This window comes from Pantoea sp. CFCC18177 (assembly GCF_059412425.1).
This window is the reverse complement of the sequence record NZ_JBNBPL010000008.1, coordinates 166358-189966: the sequence shown is the minus strand read 5'-3', so window position 1 is coordinate 189966 and position 23609 is coordinate 166358. Positions and strand designations below refer to the sequence as shown.

Here is a 23609-nt window from a genome sequence, read left to right as displayed (position 1 = left end):
TTTACCTCTCTCTTCGTTGAAGAACCGTACCTAAATAATATTTGTCGGATTTCAGCCAGACGTTGCCGAACTCCAGTGGAATGTTATTTTCGAAATAGACAATCTGCTCCAGGTGCAATACCGGCGCATCTTCATGCACTTCTAAATAATGCCCCCGCTCAGCGCCAATAATCTTTGCCGCGTATCGGCTTTCTGAAGAGGCGATTTTCTTACCTGAAAGTCGCTCTACCGTTGGGAACAGGTTATTTTTATTGAAATCGATCTCTTCAATGCCTGGGCAGTGAGCAAGATTGATGCGGTTTTCAATTAACATCACCTTTTCCCCTTCCACGCTACGCACACGTTTCAGGTAGAGAATCGGCGCGCCCACTTCAATGCCCAGCTTGGAGGCCACCAGCTTAGAAGCCACATCGCGACGGGATTCGATCACCTGCGTTTCAAAGTGCAGGTGCTGGCTTTCCAGCGACTCGGCGAATGAAAGCAATCCTTCCCCCAGGGAGTAAGAAATGTTCTCACTTTTCACAAAGGTGCCTTTGCCCTGCACCTGAACCAACAGCCCTTCATTAACCAGCATCGTCACGGCTTTTTTCACCGTGCCCCGACTGACGCCCAGCATCTCCATGATCTGGTTTTCTGATGGCACGCGGTCACCGGTGGTCAGGTCACCTTTATAGATGTTTTCACGGATCCACTCTGAGACCTGAAGGTAAAGTGGCACTTCAGAATCTTTCAAAACGGTATTCATGCGATGTTCCCTCTGTCATTAAGATCGTCTATGTACGTCTATGCACAAGTATCGCCCGAACATAACCTGATTTCCCGCTATTCACAAACGATCTGCCTCACAAATTCTGTGCCGACAGCCCCCGGTAACCGGGCGGCTGCGTGGGGAATATCATCAATCATGCATCCCGTTTTTTACGGCTGTTCATCCATCTGCATGATCACCTTCAACACGTTATTATTGGGATTGGAGGCAAACTCAATCGCCTCGCCCAACTGTGACAGCGGATAGGTATGGGTGATCATGTCGTCCACATTGATGCGGTTTTGGCGGATGATTTCGACGGCTTCCGGCATCTCGTAAGAGGAGAGCGAGTAAGTACCAATCACCGAGATTTCATCGCGGAAAAAGCGCGCCGCATCAATGCTGACCATGTTGTTGTGGTCGAAAGGGGAGAAGACCACCACGCGTCCTCCGCGGCGCAACAGGTTGATGGCTTGCGGCAGAAGCGCAGAGACGCCCGCCGCGATCACCACCACATCCACCCCCATCCCTTGCGTAATGTCATTAATGCGCGCTTCCAGATTCTCTTTTGCGGGGTTGATGGCATGGTTGATCCCCAATCGCAGGGCAAGGTCAAGCTTGAACGGTGACAGGTCAGACACCATCACGTTTGCCGCGCCCATCATCGCGGACAGTTGCGCACTGAGCAGTCCGATAGTGCCAGAGCCCATCACCAGCACGCTGCAGCCGGGCGTAATCACTGCCTGCTTGAGCCCATGCAGACAACACCCGATCGGTTCCACCATCGCGGCTTTCTCCCAGGAGACGCCTTCGGGGATTTTGTGCGTCAGATGTTTAACATGCAGCTCCGGTAAGCGAATGAACTCTGCAAAGCCGCCCGGTTCAATATTCGTCGGCTTGAACTGCTCACACAGAGTGAAATGACCTCGATCGCAGTAATGGCAGCTAAAGCACGGCACGTGAATAGCGGTGACGACGCGGTCGCCAGGCCGAAATTTGGTGACGCGTTTGCCGACTTTCACCACTTCAGCAGCAACTTCATGCCCGAGCACCACCGGGCCGGTGACCGTCTGGTGCTGCGCTTTATGAATATCCGTCCCGCACAGCCCGCAGCTCTTCATTTTTAACAGTATGTCGCCGTCCTCAAGCTCAGGTACCGGGACATCCTCGTAGCGGATATCGTTTTTGCTGTAATAGACGCTGGCTTTCATCATTCACATCCTGCTTATCTGATTTTCAATATGGATTTTGCTCTCATAGAGATGCTTGTAAATCTGGTGATAGACCGTCGCGAAGCGGGCTGCCGCCTGGGCATCGGGTCGATAGCGCACCCGTGCTTCTTCGGGCAGATCCACTTTTCCCACCTCACAACCTACGCCGCGCGCACCCAACATGGCGGCCCCCAGACTGACCGCTTCGGGAATTTTGCAGGCAACGATTTCCCGGTTGAGAATGGTCGCCTTCAACTGCAGCCAGTACGGGTTTTGACAAGCGGCACCAATCACCATGACCGATGACCAGTGCTGACCCGTCAGGTTTTCATAGGTCTCCAGCAGATGACGCAACTCATAGCAAAGGCCGTGAAATACCGCTTTTAAAAACGCTTCTGAATCGGTGTGATCCTCCACGCCATAAACCAGCCCTTTTGCGTGAATGCTCCTTCTGGGCGGACCGCTGCCGCGCAGATGCGGGATCAGGAAACTGTCCGTAGGCGCTTCGGCTGCACCCTTATTCATCAGCCAGGTTGTCATGCAGTTAAAATCGGCGGGCTTGAGGTTAAAAAGCTGGGTGAACCACTCGATGGCATAACCCGCCGAGGGTAAGGATGCGTATAAGGTGTAGGCGTCTGGCAGTACATGCTGGCCGTTGGAGACGCGTGACTGAAAATAGGTCGCGCTAGCCGAAGGCGCCTTTAGCACCACCAGCAGCCCTTCGGTTGTGCCGGTTGAGTTGAGAATCTGCCCCTCATCCGTGATGCCGACGGCAACAGAACCAACCATATGATCGTGCCCCGCAATCGAAATGCTGGCCGACACGGGAAGGTGCGTTATCTCGCCGATTTCAGGTAGTAACTTGCCGATAGGCTCGCCTGCTGGCACCAGCGGATTGAACAGTGAAACCGGAATATCAAGCGCTGAGCAAATTTCCTCAGACCAGCTATTGCGGGTGATATCAAAGGCCAGTGTACGGGAGGCAAGCGAGTATTCCGCGCGTTTGACACCGCTTAAACGGAAAGCGATATATTCCGCCATGCACAACCAGCTGGCTGGTTGGCAATATTCATTGTTCTCCAGCAGCCAGAGAATCTTATTCAGGCTGTAATTACTGTGCGCGGGAATACCGGTTATTTCATACAGGCGACTTTCGCTCATGCGGCTGATCACCCGCTCAAGTTGTGGCTGCGTGCGGGTGTCATACCAGGTCATCACCGGGCCAATAACCTTGTCCTCCGCATCCAGCAGCACGCCTGCCTCTCCTACACTGGCGACTGAAATACTCACAATATCTTCAGGATTGTTAACCGCCTGCGCCACACGGCTTAATCCATCCACAATCCCCTGCCACAGGGGATCAATATCAAAATCACTGCCATGTTCGGTGATTTTCTTTGGCGTCATGAAACTCTGTTTTTGTATTAACACTAAATCTGCCATGCGATATAAACAGACTTTGCAATTTGTGGTTCCAACATCAATGCCAATTGCGTACATATCTCTCCCCTCTGGAAGGGAATAACATCCACCATGAATGAACTAGGGAAATACCACTCAGCCTTTCCCTTTATTGAACGCTGCTTTAAGACTTATTTAGACAGGGCCGCCTGTTGTTCCGCCGACTCTTCCATCTCTTCACGCTTCAACTGTTTCGTTGTCATGCGATACAACATCATGCAGGTGATGAAAATAACCGGGATAAGTGCCAGAGCAATCGGGTTACCTTCGAAGATCTTCACCATCCAGAAGCGGAAGGGGTTACCGCCATCCAACAGGCTGGAAATCTCGCTGTCGGTATTGATCGGGAAGTGAATGCTCTTTGCCACAGACGTCAGGATTGGGGCGGCAGCCGAGGCGACATACAGGTTGACCGACAGTAAAGGGATACCCAGGATAAAGGCACGCGCAATGTTTCCGCGACACGCCAGCACCACCATCGAGATCGGTACCCAGATATTCGCCAGATCGCCCAACGGCAGCAGACGGTTACCCGGCAGGACTACCGCCAGCAGCACACCGACCGGAATCAACAGCAGGGCAGTCGACAACACCGATGGATGACCGACAGCAACCGCGATATCCAGGCCGATGTAGAGGTCATCACGATCCGGGTATTTCTTGCGTAAGAACTTTTTGACCGCGTCTGACAGAGGCAATAAGCCTTCCATCAGCAGCTTGACCATGCGTGGCATAATCAGCATCACCGCGCCCAGGCTCATCGCCAGCGTCAGTACCCCTTTGAAGTCGTAGCGCGCCAGCAAGCCAATGCCTGCGCCGAGAATGACACCAAGCATCATCGGTTCACCGAAGATACCAAAGCGTTTCTGTATCGCGTCCGCATCCGCATTCAACTTGTTGATACCCGGGATTTTATCCAGCACCAGGTTACCCAGCAGTCCGAACGGGAAGAAGATGGCCGATGACAGCGTCGGCAGTGAAATACCCGGCAAGTTGAAGTATTTCTGGATCATCGGTGCGCACCAGTCCGCCAGTAGCAGCGTGATGATCGAGGTGACACCGGCAATCAGCAACCCGAACATAAAGCTGCCCGTGACGTTGTAGACCATTGCGCCGACCATCGAGAAGTGCCAGAAGTTCCACACGTCAATGTTGACAGTACGCGTCCATTTTAACGTCAGCATCAGTACGTTAATGCCAATGGTCAGTGGCACCACGAACGGCGCAACCTGAGAGGCCCAGGCGATCGCCGCCAGCGGAGTCCAACCTAAGTCCACAACTGGCAGGTTAATTCCGGTGTGCTTCACCATGTCTTTCGCCGCCGGGCCTAGTTGGTCAAGCAGCAGCCCGAACACCAGGAAGATGCCAATAAAGCCCATGCCGATGGTCAGCGCCGAACGCAGCGCTTTGCTGAAACCGGCCCCCAGGCACAGACCCATGATAAAGATGATAATCGGCAGCATGATGGTGGGGCCAAGCCCCAGCAGATACTGTATCCCGCCATAGAATGATTCAAACATCGGTCTGCCCTCTGTTATTGCTTCAGAATAGAGACGATTTTTTCGAGCAGGTCCTCTTCACCGAAACCGGTCAGTAGCGGCAATCCGTTCAGCACCGGCGTCTGCAGGGTGGTTTTCACCGCAGAGGTGACGATAATCAGATCGGCCATGCCATCCTGTGAACCGATGGTGCCGATGTTGCTCTGGATAGGTTCGACGTTGATGCCCTGCTCTTTGCAGTAGGTGACCACTTTTTCGGTGGCGACCGCAGAGGTCGCAATACCGCTGGTGCAAGCGAAGATAATTTTCTTATTCATGTCAGACTCCGTTAGGGGTAATCGGATAAGCAATGCGTCGGGGTAGGGTTTTTTAATCGAGATTTTTAGCCAGCATCTGCACCACCTCGTCGACCGAGGTAGTGGCAAGTAAGGCGTTCATCTCTGCTGTTTTCTGGAACAAAGAAATGAGTTTCATCAGGAATTCGAGGTGCGCGTCTTTCTCTTTCAGCAGCAGGAAGAAAATGACGTGCACTTTCATCGTCAAATCAGGATCTTCAGCCTGGTTGAACTCAATGCCTTGCGGGCACGTGACCACCACCAGGCGTTCGTGACGCACATGTTCCACATCAACATGCGGGATGGCGACGCCCATGGTTTCCAACTGCATGGCTGTCGGATGGTTTTGCTCGCGCAACAGCAATGCCTCACGATAGCTCTCTTCCACAATCCCTTTTGCCAGCAGCTGATCGGTGATGAAGCTGAACAGCGTCTTGCGGTCCTGAGGTGCCTGGTGCAGATGAATGAGTTCGCTATCTAAGGATGTGTTCAATGGCATCTTCTACCTCTATCGTTCCCGATTTTTAGAATTGCCTGAGCCACAGTTATCGGTGACAGGCATGGTTGTCTATGTACAACTATGTTCAACCTGAGTGAACCCTACTCCTGTGATGCACAGATCAGCAATGCACTCGCTCAGATTTTGTGCTTTCGCTCACACTAAAATTTCTGAGCAATTGAGTGCCTTGAGGTTTGATACGCTCAAGCTGTTGTAAATAAGAGATTAATCTGTGGAAAAAGTACGAGTAAGGGGAAATGCGCGGGAGGGACGAAGAAATTTATTTATAAGCGGAGCGATCGCTTCTGAAGTTATCAATTATGTGGATGCAGCCTGGAGAGTATTTAACGGCTAATCCTTTATGCCTTTTCATTCCACACTTATCCGCCTTTAATTTTCTATTAACGAGGTTTAACCAGGATCTTTCTACCCACTGGTTATTATTTCTTACGGCAATATTTCAGCATTCTTAATATGGGCTGAATTAAATCGTCACCCGCACCAGCACTATTCTCTTGCAATGAAAATCTTAATACGTATATTTCTCATTTGCCTTCAAACACAAATCGTGGCCATCGCCCTGCTCAGCGCCAGCCGTGTCATCGTTGATATTCATCAACCCTGGCTTTTTGGCATCACGGAACTGCAGCACTTATAGCGATTTTTCGTTTTTATATATAAAAATAAGCAAGGAATAACATGTCTTTAGATTCTGTGCGCGTCAGGGATTCAGGCAAGGTGTCTCGTCGTGTCTTACGTCTTTCCGTGTTGGCGATGCTGGTCAGTTCAGGCATTGCGCAAGCCGCTGAGACCACCAGCAACGAACAAACATTAACGGTAAATGCCACCAGCAGCAGTGATGCACAGCAGGCGGCAACGGATTACAACGTTCCGGTGACCAAAGCTTCAACCAAGATGGCGCTGACCGCGCGTGATACGCCGCAGTCTGTCAGCGTGATCACCAAACAGCGCATGAAAGATCAGCAGCTGGAAACGCTGAATGATGTATTAAAAAATACCACCGGCCTCAGCGAATTTAACTCCGGTGCCAACCGCAGTAATTTCTATTCCCGCGGTTTTATGGTGGATAACTATCAAATCGATGGCGTACCTACGCTGATTGATTCGCAGTGGAATATTGGTGACACCCTCTCCGACACCGCGATTTATGATCGCGTGGAAGTGGTGCGTGGCGCGACCGGATTAATGACCGGTGCCGGTAGCCCGGCCGCTTCGGTGAATATGATCCGTAAACATGCAGACAGCAAAGACTTTGTCGGTAATGTCTCCGCCAGTTATGGCAGCTGGGATAATCAACGTTATGTCGCTGATCTGTCTGCTCCGCTGACCGAATCCGGTAATGTGCGTGGTCGTGTGGTGGCAGGCTATCAGGATGCCGATAGCTGGCTCGACCATTATCACACCCGCAAGAAATTCCTATACGGCGTGGTTGACGCCGACTTAACCGATTCGACTCATGTTTCTGTTGGTTACGATTACGAAGAGACCAATATTTCTGGTGCCACATGGGGCGGTCTGCCGACCTTCTATCTTGACGGCAGCAAAACCAATTACGACCGCAGTACCAACCTTTCACCTGACTGGGCTTACAACAACAGTGATTCAAAAACCGTCTTTGCCAGCCTGAAGCAGGACTTCTCCAACGGCTGGCAATTCAACCTGAGTGGCTCCCATACCGAAGCCACCATGGACAGTAAGCTGCTGTATATTGACGGCTATTTCGACAAGAGCACCGGGATTGGTATCGGTCCTTATGCGGGCTACGACCTGTTAGGTGGCACCGGTTACAACACGGCAAAGCGTAAACAAGACTCCGCCGATGCCTACGTGACGGGCCCTTATGAGTTGTTTGGTCGTCAGCATGAGATGATGGCGGGCGTGACCTATCTTCGTCAGAATGACCGTTACTTCAGCTCCTCGACCAGCTTTACGTCGGCTGATGTCGGTAATTTCAACGACTGGGGTAACTATCCAGAGCCTGACTGGGACCCACAGTCTCTGTCTCAGGACAACACCATTCATCAGAAATCAGGCTATCTTGCGACTCGCCTTTCACTCGCCGATCCGCTGCATTTGATTCTGGGTGCCCGTTACACCAAATACAATGCTGACACCCTGACGCAGCATATGGAGAAGAACAATATCACGCCGTATGCGGGCCTGGTGTATGACATCAATGACACCTACTCTGCTTACGCCAGCTACACCTCTATCTTCAAACCTCAGACCTATCGTGACGCCAATGGTGCCTATCTGTCGCTTGTCACCGGTAAAAGCTACGAGACCGGGATTAAAGGGGACTGGTATAACAGCCGCCTGACCGCTTCTTTGGCGGTGTTCCGCATTGAGCAGGACCATCTCGGCGCGACCGATTATGCGCTGGTGAACGGCGGCACCGATTACGCTTATTACGAGCAGAATGGCACCGTCAGCAAGGGCGTCGAGTTCGAGATTAATGGTGCGGTCACCGATAACCTGCAGATGACATTTGGTGCGACGCGTTATGTGGCGAAAGATGGTGATGGCGCGCCCCTGAGTCCAACCCAGCCGCAGACGTCGTTCAAATTCTTCACCAGCTATCGTCTGCCAATGCTGCAGGACCTGACCGTCGGCGGTGGTGTTAACTGGCAAACGCATACCTGGGATAACGTCGCAGGACCGGACGGTGCCAGCACGCTGTATGCCGATCAAGGGAGCTACGCGCTGGTGGATCTGTTCGGTCGCTACCGCGTGACGAAACAGCTTACCGTTCAGGCAAACCTGAACAACCTGTTCGACAAGACCTATAACATCGATGTCGGCCGCAATACCGTCTACGGCGAGCCACGTAATGTGTCGATTTCGGCGAACTATAGCTTCTGATTAAGGGTGCCTGTGCACCAACGTTTAACACCCCCCGGTAACGCTGTCTGGAGCCGCACCGGGGCTGGCGATCCTCGCGCCGCTCACGCGGTGCGGCCCCAGCCTGCTTATCAGCCTCAGTGCGTGTTGATAAAAGGCCGCGTTGCTTGAGGCCGTGCCTCAGTTATGAGCCATACCCACATCACAAATTCCGCACATGCATTTTGTAATCGATTACTTTCGAGGTATTTTGTAATCGATTACTTAACGATAACAGGATGAAAGTTGATGAAAAAATTTTCCATTATGGCAGGCATTATCGCGTCACTGAGTCTCACCACATTGCAGGGGAAGGCAGCGGATGTTGAAAATGAAATCGCGCTGCAGATGTACACGTTAAGAAATGTCGGCACGCCAGCGGAACAGTTCGCCATGGCACACCGTGCCGGTTTCAAACATGTCGAACTGGTGGGTGACCATGGCCTGGACGCGAAGCAGCTCTCTTCGCTATTGAAAGAGGACCACCTGACGGTCACCTCTTCGCATGTGCAGTTGTCGGCACTGGAAAAAAGCTATCCGGAGACGGTGGCGTTCAACAAAGCAGTGGGCAATCACACCATCATTGTGCCGTGGATTGAAGCCGCTGACCGACCGGACAGCACGGAAGGCTGGATTCAGTACGCGCAAAGGTTGGACGCGATGGGCGCAAAACTGCGCAAGGATGGCTTGCAGCTGGGCTATCACAACCACAATTTCGAGATGAAAAAATATCAGGGTGTCACCGCGCTGGAGATCCTGCTTGATCACACTAAACCTGAAAATCTCAAACTGGAAATGGATGCAGCATGGGTGTCGCGGGGTGGCCAGGATCCAGTGCGCTTCCTGCAAAAATACCCCGGCCGCATCTATGCCATTCATGCCAAAGACAATGCGGCGATCGGGATTCGTGATGACGAAATGAACTTCGCGCCGCTGGGTGAAGGATTGCTGGACTGGCAGGCCATTCTCCCGGCGGCACAGGCCAGCGGGGTGAAATGGTTCATCATCGAGCATGATAAGCCGAAAGATACGTGGAGTATTATCAGCACCTCCCACAAAAATCTGCGTGCCGATCTGGAAAAACTCCCGCACTAATCGCTTCAGGTACTGGCACGCTCCACCAAATGCCAGTCCATCATCACCCTTTCTGCTGGCGACGCGGGGTTATCGATTTTCGCCAGCAGCAGATCAAACGCGGTTTTACCAATCTCACGTGAAGGCTGGGCGATGGTGGTCAGCGGCGGTGACACCATTTCGGCCAGTTCGGTGCCATCAAAACCTGCCACGGCGATATCTTGCGGCACGCGCAGACCGGCCTGCTCAATGGCGGACATCGCACCCGCTGCGAGCGTATCGGAGACGGCAAACACCGCGTCGGGTTTTTCTTTGCCCTGCAACAACGCACTCATGGCCTGTTTACCCGCCTGAAAACTCAACTCTCTGGCATACACGATTGACTGCCAGTGGCGATGTTGCGCATCCAGCTCCTGCTGATAGCCTTGCTGGCGAAGTTTGGCGTATTTGTAGCTGAGATCGTGATTGATCAGGGCAATCCGCTGGCGACCACGTCCGGCGAGATAGCGCACCAGATGGCGTGACGCATCGATGTCACTGATACCCACGCAGGAGATGTGCCCGCTGTCGGCATGTTCTGCGCACTGCACCCACGGCGTCTCGCCGATCAGCTGTGTCAGCTCCGGCAGTTTGCTAAAAGCGTCCATGGTGATGATGCCATCCACCATTTTGCCTGCCAGCAGTTGCAAACTGGAACGGGAGCGCGCGATATCAGAACCGGAGTTGCACAGCAAAATGCGGTAGCCGTTCTGTTCCGCCTGTTCTTCAATGCCTTTCACCAGCTCGGCACAGAACGGGTTGGAGATATCCGATACCAGCACAAGGATCATCGAACTGCGTGCGGTGCGTAACTGGCGTGCCAGTAAATTCGGCTGGTAGTTGCTCTCTTTGATCGCCTGCAGGACTTTCTCGCGATTCTTGTCTTTGACCGTTTCACTGTTGTTCAACACGCGTGAAACCGTCGCGACAGAGACGCCCGCTAAACGGGCGATTTTCTGGATGGACATGGTAGCAACTCTTGCTCGGAGAGATGAGACGCAGGCTACCATAAATCTGCGTAGACAATAAGTTAGCCCGGCCGGAACCGGGCGATAAATCAAACGCTGACTTTGGCCCAGCGCTGCTGTTGATGGCTTTGCACAATCGCGTCAACAATCGCCATCACCTGCGCACCATCATGGAAGGTGGCGAAGCGGGCATCCCGTTGTTGGGGGGCTTCGCCCTGCGCCACCGCCTGGTAAAACTGCTGCATCATATTGCGGAACGCATCGGGCCAGCCCTCAATATGGCCGCCGGGGAAACGGGCGCGGTTGGCGATGTCCGGATTCAATAACGCCGGATCGTCGGACAACACTTGATTAGCCTTGTGCCGGTTTCCCAGCCACAGTTGCTGCGGCACCTCCTGATCCCACGCCAGCGAACCCAGGCTGCCGTTCACTTCCAGGTTAAGACGGTTTTTACGCCCCGCCGAGACCTGCGACACGCTGAAGCTGCCTTTACTGCCATCATCAAAGCGAAACAGCACAAAGCCCATATCTTCGGTGGTCACCTCACGGGATTCATACTGGGTTTCATCCGACGACGCGCCAAAGGTGGCGGCATCCCCGACGCTGGCTTTGCGAGTCGGCCAGACAATCGAGAGATCGGCCATCACTTCAACAATTTTTCTGCCGGTGACGAACTGAATGGTGTCACACCAGTGCGAACCGATGTCCGCCACCGCGCGCGAAGCGCCCCCCTTCTCGGCATCCACGCGCCAGTTGTAGTCGGTCTCTTCCAGCATCCAGTCCTGTAAGTAACTGCCCTGCGCGGAGAACAACCGTCCCAGTTGCTGATAACGCACCATACTGGCAGCCTGCTGGACCATGGCGAACTGGCGATAGACGAAGCTGACGCCATGCACCACACCCGCCTGATCAGCCAGTTCCACCAGTTCTCGGGCTTCATCCATCGTCATACACAGTGGCTTTTCCGAGAATACGTGTTTTCCTGCGCGCAGGATCTGGCGGTTAATGGGGGCGTGCAGATGGTTGGGCGTGCAGTTGTGTACCGCATGCAGTCCTTCATGTTTTAAAAATGCCGCCACATCACTGTAGGCATGCGGCACATTCAGCGCAGCGGCACGCGCCTCTGCGGCGGGTTGGCTGGCATCACAAATTGCCACCACGTTGATGTTGCCGAGGCGGCGCAGCGCCTCAATGTGCGCCGGGCCAATAAACCCGGTGCCGATAATTCCAACGTTAATCACCTTAATGCTCCTCAAACCAGACCCAACTGGGCGCGCACGTTAGCCTGCTGATCGCCCTGGGCCGCAAAATCATCAAAGGCACGATCGGCCACCGGGATGATGTGGCGTTGGATGAACGCCGCCCCTTCCCGCGCACCTGTGTCGCTGTCTTTCAGACAGCACTCCCACTCCAGCACAGCCCAACCGTCATAGTCATACTGCGCCAGCTTGCTGAAGATGCCTTTGAAATCGACCTGCCCGTCACCCGGCGATCGGAAGCGTCCGGCGCGATCGATCCAGCGCTGATAACCGCCGTAAACACCGCTGCGGCCGTTGGGCAGGTATTCCGCATCCTTGACGTGGAAGGCTTTGATGCGCGAGTGGTAGATGTCGATGAATTGCAGATAATCCATCTGCTGCAGATGCAGATGGCTGGGATCGAACAGGATGTTACAGCGCGGGTGATGGTTAACCCGCTCCAGGAAACGCTCAAAGGTGACGCCATCATGCAGATCTTCACCCGGATGAATTTCATAGCAGACGTCAACGCCGTGGCGATCAAACTCGTCCAGCACCGGCTGCCAGCGACGCGCCAGCTCACTGAACGCCTCATCCAGCAGCTGTGGATTGTGCGGCGGCCAGGGGTAGAGATACGGCCAGGCCAGAGAGCCAGAAAAGGTCGCATGTGCACTCAACCCAAGCTTTGCCGATGCCGCCGCTGCCTGCTTCACAGTATTGATCGCCCAGGCGGTGCGTTTGCGATTATCACCGCGCACGGCGGCTGGCGCGAAGCCGTCAAAAGCGACGTCATGTGCCGGATGGACCGCAATCAGTTGCCCCTCAAGGTGCGTTGAAAGTTCACTCACTTCCAGACCATAGCTCGCCAGCAGCCCGGTGATGTCATCGCAATAGGTCTGGCTGCTGGCCGCTTTATTCAGGTCAAAAATCGCCGGATGGTTGCAGGGGATCTGCAACGCCCGGTAGCCCAGCGCGGATGCCCACTGCGCCAGCCCCTCCAGTGAATTGAATGGCGCCTTTTCTCCAATGAACTGCGACAGAAAAATGCCCGGTCCTTTTAACGTTTTCACGTCCACCTCCTGTTAAATCAAACCGCTTCATCCCGATATTTAAAGGTGAAGAGGAAAAGAATGGCGATCGCGGCGGCGGCCACCGCCGGGATCCACCAGAATGTTGCCCAGTTCTGGGGGGTGCCTTGGCCCGCCACCAGGCCGTTGTAGAGCGCGCCGGAAATTTGCGATCCCAGCAGCATGCCAATGCCATAGGTGAACATCACCACCATGCTCTGCGCCTGGCCTTTCACCTTCTCGCCGGCAATGCGGTCGGTGTAGATGAATCCCACTACGAAGAAGAAGTCGTAACAGACGCCGTGTAACAGGATGCCGAGATAGATCAGCATCCGGCTTTCATCACTCATGCCGAGGGCAAACAGGGCGTAACGAATAAACCAGGCGCACATGCCCGCCAACAGCATGTATTTCACCCCGAGGCGGCGGAACAGCAGGGGGATCACCAGCATAAAGGCGATTTCCGACATCTGACCAAATGACATCACGGTACTGACGTCCTGTACGCAAGCATCTGCCAGCCATGAGGCGGTGAAGGCGTAATAGGTGCCGAGCGGAATGGAGATCAGCGTGGCGCACAGGGCAAAGATGAAGAAGTGGCGGATTTTTAGCAGCGCAAAGGCATCGGCACAAAACAGATCGCGCACTCTCAGCGGCAGCCCTTTAGCGGGTGCAGGCGTATGCGGCAGCGTCAGGCTGTAAATCGCCAGCGCGACCGAACAGATCGCCGCCAGCAAGAAGATGCCGGTGCTGGCCGAAATACCCGTCACGCCGATGAAGATCCCCGCGACAATCCAGCCAATGGTGCCGAACACGCGCACAATCGGGAAACTTTTGTCACTGCGGGTCAGGCTGTGGAAAGCAATGTTATTCGCCAGCGCCAGCGTCGGCATGAAGCACAAGGTATAGCCAAACAGCAGCGCAATCAGCAGTGCACCGTTTTCCGCCTCCAGTGCGCCAGGCACGAACCATAGGATCACCGCGCCTGCCAGATTCATCACCGCCATCACTTTCTGTGACGGGAAGAAACGATCTACCAGCATACCCAAAACAAACGGCGACAAGATTGAGGCGATCGGCCCGGCGGAGAAAGCATCACCAATCAGCAACGACATGTTGTGGTTGCTCATCACCAGACCCAAGGTCACCGACCAACTGCCCCAGATGAAAAACTGCATGAACATCATCAGCGAGAGTCTGGGAACCAGCATTCGCTGGGGCACCACTCCGCTTTTTTCACTTTGAATAGCCGACATATCAGAACCCTCGCATGCATAAAGTAATCGATTACAAAATCAATTCAAGCGTAAAGTAATCGATTACAAAATGAATTAAGTGCGTGTTGATCACATTTCGAAGGAAATGTTAGTAGGATCGCGGTTGGGAGATTCTGAGGTCAGGGGGGCAGTTCTCAGTTGAGCAAATGGCGCCAACGCCGTCTGGAGCCGCACCGGGGCTGGCGGTTGAACCCCCGTCACCCCTGCAATTCCCGCCGCAAAAACTTCCCGGAAAAGGTCTTCGGTAAAGAGGTGCGGAAATAAATGCGACGCGGCAGTGCAAACCGCCCGCAGCGTGAGACAACCTGCTGCGTGATGAGGCGTTTGAGCGCCCTCTCCTGCACACGGCTCAACGCAACCGTCACCACATACAGCGCAATCATCTCCCCCAGCAGAGGATGCGGTGTACGCACCGCCACCGCTTCGATAATCCCTTCAATTCCTGACAGTGCCTGTTCCACTTCAGCGGTAGAGAGGCGCTTTCCGCCAATATTGATCACATCATCGAGACGCCCAAGCAGGATGATTTTTCCCCCCTGCTGTACCGCGCAGTCGTGGGTGGCATAAGCCCAGCGGCCATCGCGTTGTATCCAGTAGCGTTGATCGTGCTGGATATCATCCTGCCATAAGGTCGACATACCGCCAGGGCCCAGGGTTTCATTGACGATCAACATCCCGGCTTCGCCCGCATCGCAGGTTTCCCCGTTAAGCGGATTGATGATCTCCACAGCGCGCGAAAATACCGGGCTTAGCGCTGTACCCTGACCCGCCAATAGCGGCCAGCCGGATTCAGTCTGCCAGTAGTGATTCTCACAACGCACGCACAACTGTTGCGCCACCCAGCTGTCCGTGGCCTGATCGAGCGGTTCCCCTGCCAGATACAAGGTGCGCAGGGATGCCAGGCTGGCGTGGGGTGTGCCCTGCTGCCGCGCCAAACGGATGGCACCCGCAATGGTCAGCATCCGCGTGATGCCCAGCTCTTCCACCATCCGCCACCAAGGTTGTCCGGGGGCGTTGCAGGGGCTGTTCTCACACATCACCGTGGTGATCCCCGCCAGCAGTGGCGCATAGATGCCGTAACTGTGGCCCGTGACCCAACCCACATCCGCCGAGGTGAAGAACACCTCATCGTCTTGCAGTTTAAACAGGTGATGCAGACTGGCCAGCAGAGCGACCGCATAACCGCCGGTATCACGCACGATGCCTTTGGGCGTGCCGGTGGTGCCGGAGGTAAACAGCAGATGCGAGGGAGCAGCTGATGCCAGCCAGACGCAGGGTTGAGTGTGTCCCTGATGTTCGGCCAGTTGCTGCAGGAAGGCATTTGAGGCGGTATCCACCACGCGCATAGCCTCGATGTTGCAGGGGATAGCGGGTAGATCACCACGCCCACGGCGCTCGCTGTGATGCAGCAGCAGCGCAGGTTGACTGGCTGCCACGCGTTGCGCGAGGGCGTCACCGGTGATACCCGAATAAACCACCACATGCACCGCGCCGAGACGCGCGCAGGCCAGCATCGCCACCGCCGCCAGCGGCGTCATCGGCAGGGCAATCAGCACCCGGTCACCGGCTTTTATTCCCCAGCTAAACAGCAGGCTGCTCAGCGCGTTGACCTGCTGCCACAGTGCCTGATAGCTCAGGCGATGCGTCTCGCCCCGATAGTCACGATGGATAATGGCGCAGCGGTCGCCGCGCTCGGCCAGATGCCGGTCGAGGGCATTAAAGCAGAGATTGGTTGTGCCACCGGGAAACCACTGGCTGCGCGGTCCACCCTCAATCACCTCAACCACCTGACGGAACGGCTGCTGCCAGTAAATACGCTGCGCCTCTTGCTGCCAAAGTGCAAGGTTGAAGCCATCTTCCTCAACGTGCATCGCTAACATCGCTTGCCTCCGGCTGCACCGCAGATTGGCCATGCTGCTCGATGGCCTGCAGGAGCCACTCTGCATCTTCACCCACCCCTTCAAAACGCCCCGATCCCCAGGTCCAGAGCCACGGCAACCCGAGGAAATAGAGTCCAGGCTGCGTCGAGACGCCGCGCGTATGTTGCGGATAGCCGTTTTCCTTGAAAACTGGCAACGCGATCCAGCTGAAATCGGTGTGGAAACCGACGGCCCAGACAATAGCGCTGATGTGGCTGAGATCGATGGCGCTGGCTGATTGCTCTGGCTGCCACAATGGCTGATAACGCGGCTCTTCGGGTGCAGCGATGCCCTGCTCGGCGATCCAGGCATCAATGCTGTCTTTGATTTTTTGCGAGGTGGCGTCGGCGTTAGCGAGGTTGCTGTGCAGATCGTCCCCCGTCTGCAACTGGCCCTCGCGATATCCCAACAAGCGCCCGTAAAGTTGCATCCCCTGCAGGGCAAAAGCGCGCAGATCGATATCGCGTCCGCCGTCGCGACCGGTGACGTAGTGGTTGGTTTTACGCCGTGCATCTTCGCCCAGCGGATGATTCTCAACGGTGAGACGGTAATGCCCCATATCGTCCAGCCAGTCGACCACATCCCGTCCGCGATAGAAGCGCGCCACCCGCGGTGCGCTACCGACACACAGGTGCACGCGACGCCCCGCCAGATGCAGATCTTCGGCGATCTGCGCACCAGATTGCGCCGAGCCTACCACCAGCACTTCGCCCTCGGGCAGCTGCTGCGCAGATTTGTACTCAGCGGAATGCACCTGAACGATATGCTCGGGAAGCTGTTTCGAGAGTTCAGGGAAGCGCGGACGATGGTAATTTCCCACCGCCACCACCACCTGATCCGCCGTAAAAGGGCCGACGGAAGTTTGCAAAACAAAACCGTTGTCGCTTTTGCTCACCCGCTCTACCGTCACGCCCTCTCGCAACGGTGCGGCAAAACTCTGCGCGTAGCGTTCGATATAGGCGACGATCTCATCGCGCAGCATAAACCCGTGCGGGTCATCGCCATCGTAAGCAAAGCCCGGCAGCTTGCATTGCCAGTTCGGCGTCACCAGGCAGAAATTATCCCAACGCTGGTGCCGCCACGCCCACGCCAGTTGATGACGCTCCAGCACGATATGACGGATGTTTTTCTGCGTCAGGTTCCAGCTCATGGCGAGTCCGGCCTGCCCGCCGCCAATAATGACCACAGGATAATGATTGTTCATGGTGTACTCGCTTATTGTCAGACGGGAACCGGGGTGATGGTTTCCACCGTCACCTGCTGGTCGGCGCTAAACCGCTGGGCTTTCTGTGTGATCACCGCAGACTGATCCATGGCACTGGAGCAGAAGTAACCAAATTTCGCTTTTACCCGCTCGCTGGCTTCATCCAGCGCGCGGGTGCTGAGGGTGACAAACTCTTCCAGCGTATAGGGATGGTTCACCGTCAGGTGCTTCTCAATCGCGGTGGAAGGCGAATAGCAGGTATCTTTGCTGCCGTCGGGCCAGCAAACAACAAAATGCATCGCAGGCATTGCTCGCTCCTGTTAGTGATGTGTCATGCCGGTTAGCGGCTGTTGGTTAAGGTCCCAGTAACAGGCGCGCTGCTGCTGGTGCTGCAACATCAGTTTCTTATCGGCGGTCACCTGTCCGATAGGTGCGCAGGCGATGTGGCGGTCGGTAAAGCGTCTTTGCACTGCGGCACAGTCAGCGGGATTGACTGCCAGCAGAAAGCCAAAGCTGGGGAAGGCGCACAGCCACGGCTCCAGTTCAACCTCATCTGGGATGGGGATCGCCGCCAGATCGATCTCCGCTCCGACGCCTCCGCTCTCCAGCAGCATCACCAGCGTGCCGGCCAGCCCCGCCTGGCTGATATCTTTTGCCGCCTGGATGACTCCCTCAGCCGCCAGTTCGGGTAGCAGCGCCAGTGCTTGCCGCAATGTGGCTGGCTCTGCTTCGGTTGCGGCATCCCAGTTGAAACCCGGGGGATGCCAGCGTCCCTGTAAGTTGATGGCCGCCATCAGCGTCTGGCCCGGCTGCACCGCAAAGCTGCTGAGCGGATGCTGCGTTTCACCCAGCACCGCCACCGCGAGTTGCGGTTGATCGCTGCGCAGATTGGTATGTCCGCCGACGATCGGCACCTGATAGGCGCGTGACGCGGCGGCCATGCCCTGCAATACTTTCTCTGCATGCGGCAAGGCGTCATCCCACAGCGCGTTGACTACCGCCAGCGGCCTGCCGCCCATCGCGGCGATATCGCTGAGATTGACCATCACGCCACACCAGCCGGCAAACCAGGGATCTTCAGCCACAAAGCGGTGGATAAACCCTTCCATCGCCAGCAGCTTGAAGCCCTCGCCGTCCGGGATCAGCGCACAGTCATCGCCATTGGCCTGCGGATTGGGCCATGCCTCCCGCAGTTGTTGCGCCACCTGCTGAATATCGCGCTTGTGGGCAATGCCGCTGAACTGGTGCAGCCGGGCGATCAACGCCGTTAATGTGTCAGGCATAGGCCGCTCCGGTTAGAAAGTCGGGCATCTCCGCCACCTGTCTGCGCGGCGCGGTATTGATCACCATGCCGCTTTGCGGGTCGTGACACGGCGGGTAATAGTCGAGATCGGCCTGCATCCGCGCGTGCTTTACGCCACGCAGTTCCAGCCAGTCCAGTGTTTGCCAGTGCATGCGTCTGAACAGGGGTTCGTTCTGGTGCTGCACCTGGGCATAAAAGGCCGTGCAGCCCAGCGCATGGGCGCTGCACACTGCCAGACGAATCAGCGTCGGGCCGAGCTGCCCCTGACGGCGATAGGCACTGTCCACCGCCAGCCGTGACCCCATCCAGATACCCGGTTCCAGTTGATGAATACGCACCGTACCCACCACCTCCTCGTGCCAGCCCGCCATGCTGCCTAGCGCCACCAGCAGGTGCGCATGCTGGTCGATGTCGTCGAGATCGTGGCCGGTAAACAGCTGCTGTTCGTGGCAAAACACTCGCTGGCGCAGCGTATATGCCTGTTGGCGCTCCCACGGCAGCGTGACCCATTTGATGGTGTAACCCGCATAGTGATGCATCTTGCCTCCTCAGGCCGTGGCCTGCTCAAAACTGGAGAGGGATGAGCACGCCCCGCAGCGACCACAGCCCGCTTTGATATCCTTTGAACGCAGATTAGCGCGGTTAAGCATCTGACCCAGTGGTTGCAGGATAGCGGACATAAAGGCGCTGTCCGGCGCGGCATGGTGCTCCAGCGGTGTACCGCTGATCGGCACAAAAGGCACGACAAACGGATAGACGCCCAGTTCGATCAACGTCTCCGACAGCGACAAAATCGCCTCGGGCGTATCGCCCAGCCCGGCAAGAATGTAAGTGCTGACTTGCCCGCGACCGAACACCTCAACCGCGTCGGCAAACGCCACCAGATACTGCTCGACGCTGACCTGGGCTTTGCCCGGCATAATGCGTTTGCGCACGCTGGGTGTGACCGCTTCCAGATGCATGCCCAGAGAATCAATGCCCGCCTGCTTCATGCGCTGAAACCACATCGGATCGCCCGGCGGTTCGCACTGGCCTTGCAACGGCAAATCGACAGCCGCTTTGATCGCTACCGCACTCTCCACCAGGATACGCGCACCGCGATCGCTGCCCGACGGGGTGCCGGTGGTCATCACCATATGTTTTACCCCGTCCAGTTCCACCGCGGCTTTAGCCACTTCGGCCAGTTGCTGCGGGGTTTTACGGGCGATGGTGCTGCCCGCCGCCAGCGACTGCCCGATGGCGCAGAACTGGCAGGCTTTGGCACGATTTTCATAGCGGATGCAGGTTTGTAACACCGTGGTCGCCAGCACATCGGTGCCGTGCAGCGTGGCGATCTGCGAGTAGGGGATCCCCTCCGCCGTCTGGCGATCGTAGAAGCGCGGCTTGTGCGCGATGCTGATCTCGCGCACCGGAATGCTCTGGTTATACAGACGAGTGGCCCCGGACGCCTCATGCCGCACCTGCCACGGCGAGCGGTGCGCCGAATGGGTGTAAATCGGCACCATGACGGTGACGCCGTCGATGTCCATCGCCTGATGATCCGACGGACCCGCGCCGCCGTGACGACTGACATGCTCCTGCTGCGGGTTGATGACCTGAACACCCTGGGTGAGCAGTTCAGTGATCAGTTGCTGACGCGTTGAAGGCTGGTTCTGCATCGCGATCTCCTTCGGTATCCGGGATGACATAGCGGGCGGGTTTGTCGTTAAGCCGTAAACTCAGCAGTTCAGGGCGAGCATAGTGCCCCACAGAGTCCATCATGCGTTTACGTTTGGTGATCAGCGCCATATCCAGGTCGGCAATCAAGATGCCTGGCCCTTCGGTCAGCGGCGGCACCAGATGCCGCCCTTCCGGTGAGATGATGGCGGTGTTGCAGCCTCCGCGCAGCCCCTTCTGCAACGCAGGATCGGCAGTGAGCTCCGCAATCTGCGCTTCCGTCAGCCAACCGGTGGCATTAATCACAAAGCAGCCGGATTCCAGCGCGTGATGGCGGATGGTGACATCCATCTGCTCAGCGAAGATCGGCCCCACCAGCGAGCCGGGAAACTGGCTGCAGTGGATCTCCTCGTGCTGCGTCATCAGGCTGTAGCGCGCCAGCGGGTTGTAATGCTCCCAGCAGGCCAACGCGCCCACCCGTCCAACGGCGGTCTCCACCACTTTCAGGCCCGCGCCATCCCCCTGGCCCCAGATCATGCGCTCATGGTACGTCGGGGTGATTTTGCGACGTTTCAGCACCAGTTCGCCGCTGGCGTCAAACACCAGTTGCGTGTTGTAGAGCGTGCCGCGATCGCGCTCGTTGACGCCCAATACCACCACTATTTTGCGCAAACGCGCCCGTTCGCCTACCGCGTGGGTAATCGGCCCCGGCACCACCACGGCCTGATCGTAGAGTTGCAGATGGGCCGCGCCCGCCGTCATCGCCGGGGTGATAAACGAGAAATAGGGGTAATAGGGCACAAAGGTCTCGGGAAACACGATGATTTCTGCGCCCTGCTCTGCGGCTTCGTCGATGGCCTCCAACACCCTGGCCAGCGTCTTGCTGGCCTCGTGCAGGTCGGGGGCAATCTGGGCGGCGGCCGCACGAATGATGCGTGATCCAGCCATGGTGCGCCTCCGCTTACATTGTCCAGGTATCAATGATCACCGCGTTGTCACGCACGTGCAGCAGCTTAAGATCCAGCACATCCAGCGGATTAATCGGGCGGATACCCTCCACCAGTGATGGCTCACCGTGGCCATACAGCGCCTGTAAGGCGAAGCGACAGGCAAACACTTTGCCGCCCTCACCCATAAACTTGGTCAGTTGATTGGCGTAGTTCTGATGGCCAGGAAAGGCTTCCGCGCCGATAGTGGGATAGCCACGCTGCACGCCGAGCAGCACACCCGGCCCGTACAGCAGAATGGAGGTTTCAAAACCTTTGCGTTGCAGGCGAGTGGCCTGCAGCATGTTGACCAGGCCAATCGATCCCTCAAATGCCACGGTGTGGAAAGTCACCAGCGCTTTCTGGCCCGGCTCCGCTTTCACGTCTTCAAACACTTTCTCTTCATAATCGACAAAGAAATCGCCGGTCTGATGGGCAGGTAATGTGATTTTCGGCATAGCACTGTTCTCCTGTTCAGGGTCTGAGGGAGTCTGGCTCCCCGTGATGGCACATCCGCAGGTGATGCCCTTAAACAGGAGCAAAGGGCGTGCCAGCCGCCGATCGACCCGATGCAATCAAGATCCCATCAACTGCTCACTTTGTGCGCTAAAAAATTTCTAATGGGACAGTCACGCGGTTGAACCGTCGCATTCGAAGAGGGCTACATGTCGCGAAATGCACTAAATTGATGCCAAAATGCACCAATAAAGCACACATATGAAATCATCATGCAATCAATGATGCAATCAATAGGATTGGTGATTGCAGGTCATGACATCCCACGGCATAGTGAACGAAATCTGCTCAATCTGAGGCTGCCATGCTGACCAAACTCTCCAGCCGCTGGGGTACCCATCAGAACCAACACACGCCGCGCCCGGCCTATCTGCTGATTGCAGATATCATTGCGGACGGCATTAACAGCGGTGAATTTCAGCCGCGCGACCGCCTGCCGCCGCTGCGCGATCTCGCCGTATCGCTGTCACTCAACTACACCACCGTGACGCGCGGTTACGCCGAGGCAAAACGGCGGGGATTGATTGACTCCCGCCCTGGCCTGGGCAGCTTTATTCGCGGCAAAGTGCCGGCCGTGCCATTGAGTGGCGGCAGCAGTTATGAGATGACCATGAACTCACCGATTGAGCCGGGCGAAGAGCTGGCGCAGGCGATCAGTGAAGGGGCGATGAATCTGTTTGCGCAGAAAAACATCCTTGGTTTGCTGCGCTATCAGGACTTCGGCGGGCAGGCTGACGACAAAGCGATGGCAAAAGTGTGGCTGGAGAAACAGCTACCCAAAGTGAATATCGAAGAAGTATTGATTGCGCCCGGCATTCATAGTGCGTTGGTGGGGTTATTGACACTGCTGTGCCGCAAAGGCGGCTGCGTTTGCGTCAGCGATCTGATCTATCCAGGGCTTAAAGCCATCGCCAGCCAGCTCAACATCACCCTGCAATCCTTGCCCTGTGATGAAGACGGTCCGCTGCCCCGCGCTTTTGAACAGCAGTGCCAGACCAGCCAGGTGAGTGCGCTGTATATCAATCCTACCTTACAGAACCCTACCACCCTGACGCTGCCGCTGCGGCGGCGTGAAGCGCTGGCGGATGTCGCCGCCCGCTACAGCATCCCGGTGATTGAAGATGAGGCCTATGCCGCGCTGATGACCGAGCATATTGCCTCGTTCAGCGAGCTGATCCCCGAGCTGACGTGGTACATCACCGGCATGTCGAAATGCTTTGGCCCTGGTCTGCGCACCGCTTTTATCAAAGGGCCGGGCAAGCGTAATACGCAGCTGTTAGCCGGTGCGCTGCGTGCGCTGAATGTGATGGCGAGCCCGATCACCAATGCGCTGGCTACCCAGTGGATTCAGGACGGTACTGCCGATCGCGTGCTGCAATCCATCCGCACCGAAGCGGGCATCCGGCAAAAACTGGCCGCCGATATACTGAGAGCATTCACGGTGAAGGCGTCGCCTCAGGGCTTTCATCTGTGGCTGTTGCTGCCGCGTCATCTGAACTGGAACCCGGCCGAAGTGGCGGTCAAACTGCGTGAGCTGGGCGTCAGCGCTGTCTCCAGCGCGGCATTTTGCACCGATAACAATCCACCGGATGCGCTGCGTATTTGCCTCGGCGGCGCCTGGTCGCGTGCGGTCTGCGCGGAGAACTTGCAGACCATTGCGCACGTACTTGAGCATCCCGAGCACTATCACAGTATTGTGCTGTGAAGC

The 23609-nt window shown here is 56.1% G+C and carries 21 protein-coding genes; 3 read left to right on the top strand and 18 right to left on the bottom strand.

The window, feature by feature from the left end; genetic code table 11:
• Nucleotide 1 precedes the first annotated feature (1 nt).
• From ACPUC8_RS10935 to ACPUC8_RS10910, 6 genes are all read right to left on the bottom strand, one after another.
• Nucleotides 2-745 carry a GntR family transcriptional regulator gene (locus ACPUC8_RS10935; protein ID WP_494926276.1) on the bottom strand — a complete coding sequence of 248 codons (744 nt, stop codon included), beginning with the start codon at nt 743-745 and terminating at the stop codon, nt 2-4.
• Between the two features lie 173 nt (nt 746-918).
• A complete protein-coding gene (locus ACPUC8_RS10930; protein ID WP_494926275.1) occupies nt 919-1962 on the bottom strand; it encodes a zinc-dependent dehydrogenase in 1044 nt (347 codons plus the stop codon).
• The gene (locus ACPUC8_RS10925) at nt 1963-3459 is read right to left on the bottom strand and encodes an FGGY-family carbohydrate kinase (protein ID WP_494926274.1); all 1497 of its coding nucleotides are present in this window, start codon (nt 3457-3459) and stop codon (nt 1963-1965) included.
• A 92-nt stretch (nt 3460-3551) separates the two neighbouring features.
• Complete coding sequence (locus ACPUC8_RS10920) at nt 3552-4940, bottom strand: PTS galactitol transporter subunit IIC (RefSeq protein ID WP_494926273.1); 1389 nt, start codon at nt 4938-4940, stop codon at nt 3552-3554.
• Nucleotides 4941-4954: 14 nt separating this feature from the next.
• Entirely contained in the window at nt 4955-5236 is a 282-nt protein-coding gene (locus tag ACPUC8_RS10915; RefSeq protein ID WP_494926272.1) for a PTS sugar transporter subunit IIB, read from the bottom strand.
• A 52-nt stretch (nt 5237-5288) separates the two neighbouring features.
• Nucleotides 5289-5747, bottom strand: a complete 459-nt coding sequence (locus ACPUC8_RS10910) for a PTS sugar transporter subunit IIA (protein ID WP_494926271.1) — start codon at nt 5745-5747, stop codon at nt 5289-5291.
• Nucleotides 5748-6452: 705 nt separating this feature from the next.
• Here ACPUC8_RS10910 and fhuE point away from each other — a divergent pair.
• Nucleotides 6453-8636: a ferric-rhodotorulic acid/ferric-coprogen receptor FhuE gene (gene fhuE / locus ACPUC8_RS10905; protein ID WP_494926270.1), complete on the top strand. Its 2184-nt coding sequence runs from the start codon at nt 6453-6455 to the stop codon at nt 8634-8636.
• A 267-nt stretch (nt 8637-8903) separates the two neighbouring features.
• Nucleotides 8904-9749 carry a sugar phosphate isomerase/epimerase family protein gene (locus tag ACPUC8_RS10900; protein ID WP_494926269.1) on the top strand — a complete coding sequence of 282 codons (846 nt, stop codon included), beginning with the start codon at nt 8904-8906 and terminating at the stop codon, nt 9747-9749.
• Nucleotides 9750-9754: 5 nt separating this feature from the next.
• Here the strand turns inward: ACPUC8_RS10900 and ACPUC8_RS10895 are convergent, their stop codons facing one another.
• From ACPUC8_RS10895 to ACPUC8_RS10840, 12 genes are all read right to left on the bottom strand, one after another.
• Nucleotides 9755-10735 carry a LacI family DNA-binding transcriptional regulator gene (locus tag ACPUC8_RS10895; protein WP_494926268.1) on the bottom strand — a complete coding sequence of 327 codons (981 nt, stop codon included), beginning with the start codon at nt 10733-10735 and terminating at the stop codon, nt 9755-9757.
• 89 nt (nt 10736-10824) lie between these two features.
• The gene (locus ACPUC8_RS10890) at nt 10825-11976 is read right to left on the bottom strand and encodes a Gfo/Idh/MocA family protein (RefSeq protein WP_494926267.1); all 1152 of its coding nucleotides are present in this window, start codon (nt 11974-11976) and stop codon (nt 10825-10827) included.
• A gap of 11 nt (nt 11977-11987) precedes the next feature.
• Nucleotides 11988-13043, bottom strand: coding sequence for a sugar phosphate isomerase/epimerase family protein (locus ACPUC8_RS10885; RefSeq protein ID WP_494926266.1), 1056 nt, complete (start codon nt 13041-13043; stop codon nt 11988-11990).
• Between the two features lie 17 nt (nt 13044-13060).
• Nucleotides 13061-14296, bottom strand: a complete 1236-nt coding sequence (locus ACPUC8_RS10880; RefSeq protein ID WP_494926265.1) for an MFS transporter — start codon at nt 14294-14296, stop codon at nt 13061-13063.
• A 218-nt stretch (nt 14297-14514) separates the two neighbouring features.
• Complete coding sequence (locus ACPUC8_RS10875; protein WP_494926264.1) at nt 14515-16197, bottom strand: AMP-binding protein; 1683 nt, start codon at nt 16195-16197, stop codon at nt 14515-14517.
• Nucleotides 16178-17440 carry an MSMEG_0569 family flavin-dependent oxidoreductase gene (locus tag ACPUC8_RS10870; RefSeq protein WP_494926263.1) on the bottom strand — a complete coding sequence of 421 codons (1263 nt, stop codon included), beginning with the start codon at nt 17438-17440 and terminating at the stop codon, nt 16178-16180. The genes ACPUC8_RS10875 and ACPUC8_RS10870 overlap by 20 nt, the downstream gene beginning before the upstream one ends.
• Nucleotides 17441-17457: 17 nt before the next feature.
• A complete protein-coding gene (locus tag ACPUC8_RS10865; RefSeq protein WP_494926262.1) occupies nt 17458-17748 on the bottom strand; it encodes an MSMEG_0570 family nitrogen starvation response protein in 291 nt (96 codons plus the stop codon).
• Nucleotides 17749-17760: 12 nt separating this feature from the next.
• Nucleotides 17761-18723, bottom strand: a complete 963-nt coding sequence (locus ACPUC8_RS10860) for a sll0787 family AIR synthase-like protein (RefSeq protein WP_494926261.1) — start codon at nt 18721-18723, stop codon at nt 17761-17763.
• Complete coding sequence (locus ACPUC8_RS10855; RefSeq protein WP_494926260.1) at nt 18716-19282, bottom strand: MSMEG_0567/Sll0786 family nitrogen starvation N-acetyltransferase; 567 nt, start codon at nt 19280-19282, stop codon at nt 18716-18718. The genes ACPUC8_RS10860 and ACPUC8_RS10855 overlap by 8 nt, the downstream gene beginning before the upstream one ends.
• Before the next feature lie 9 nt (nt 19283-19291).
• Nucleotides 19292-20401 carry an MSMEG_0568 family radical SAM protein gene (locus tag ACPUC8_RS10850; protein ID WP_494926259.1) on the bottom strand — a complete coding sequence of 370 codons (1110 nt, stop codon included), beginning with the start codon at nt 20399-20401 and terminating at the stop codon, nt 19292-19294.
• Nucleotides 20361-21347: a Nit6803 family nitrilase gene (locus tag ACPUC8_RS10845; protein WP_494926258.1), complete on the bottom strand. Its 987-nt coding sequence runs from the start codon at nt 21345-21347 to the stop codon at nt 20361-20363. The genes ACPUC8_RS10850 and ACPUC8_RS10845 overlap by 41 nt, the downstream gene beginning before the upstream one ends.
• 13 nt (nt 21348-21360) lie before the next feature.
• On the bottom strand, nt 21361-21843 hold the full coding sequence (locus ACPUC8_RS10840; RefSeq protein ID WP_039326963.1) for an MSMEG_0572/Sll0783 family nitrogen starvation response protein: 483 nt from the start codon (nt 21841-21843) through the stop codon (nt 21361-21363).
• Between the two features lie 362 nt (nt 21844-22205).
• Here ACPUC8_RS10840 and ACPUC8_RS10835 point away from each other — a divergent pair, with 362 nt between their 5' ends.
• A complete protein-coding gene (locus ACPUC8_RS10835) occupies nt 22206-23606 on the top strand; it encodes an aminotransferase-like domain-containing protein (RefSeq protein WP_494926257.1) in 1401 nt (466 codons plus the stop codon).
• Nucleotides 23607-23609: the final 3 nt, after the last annotated feature.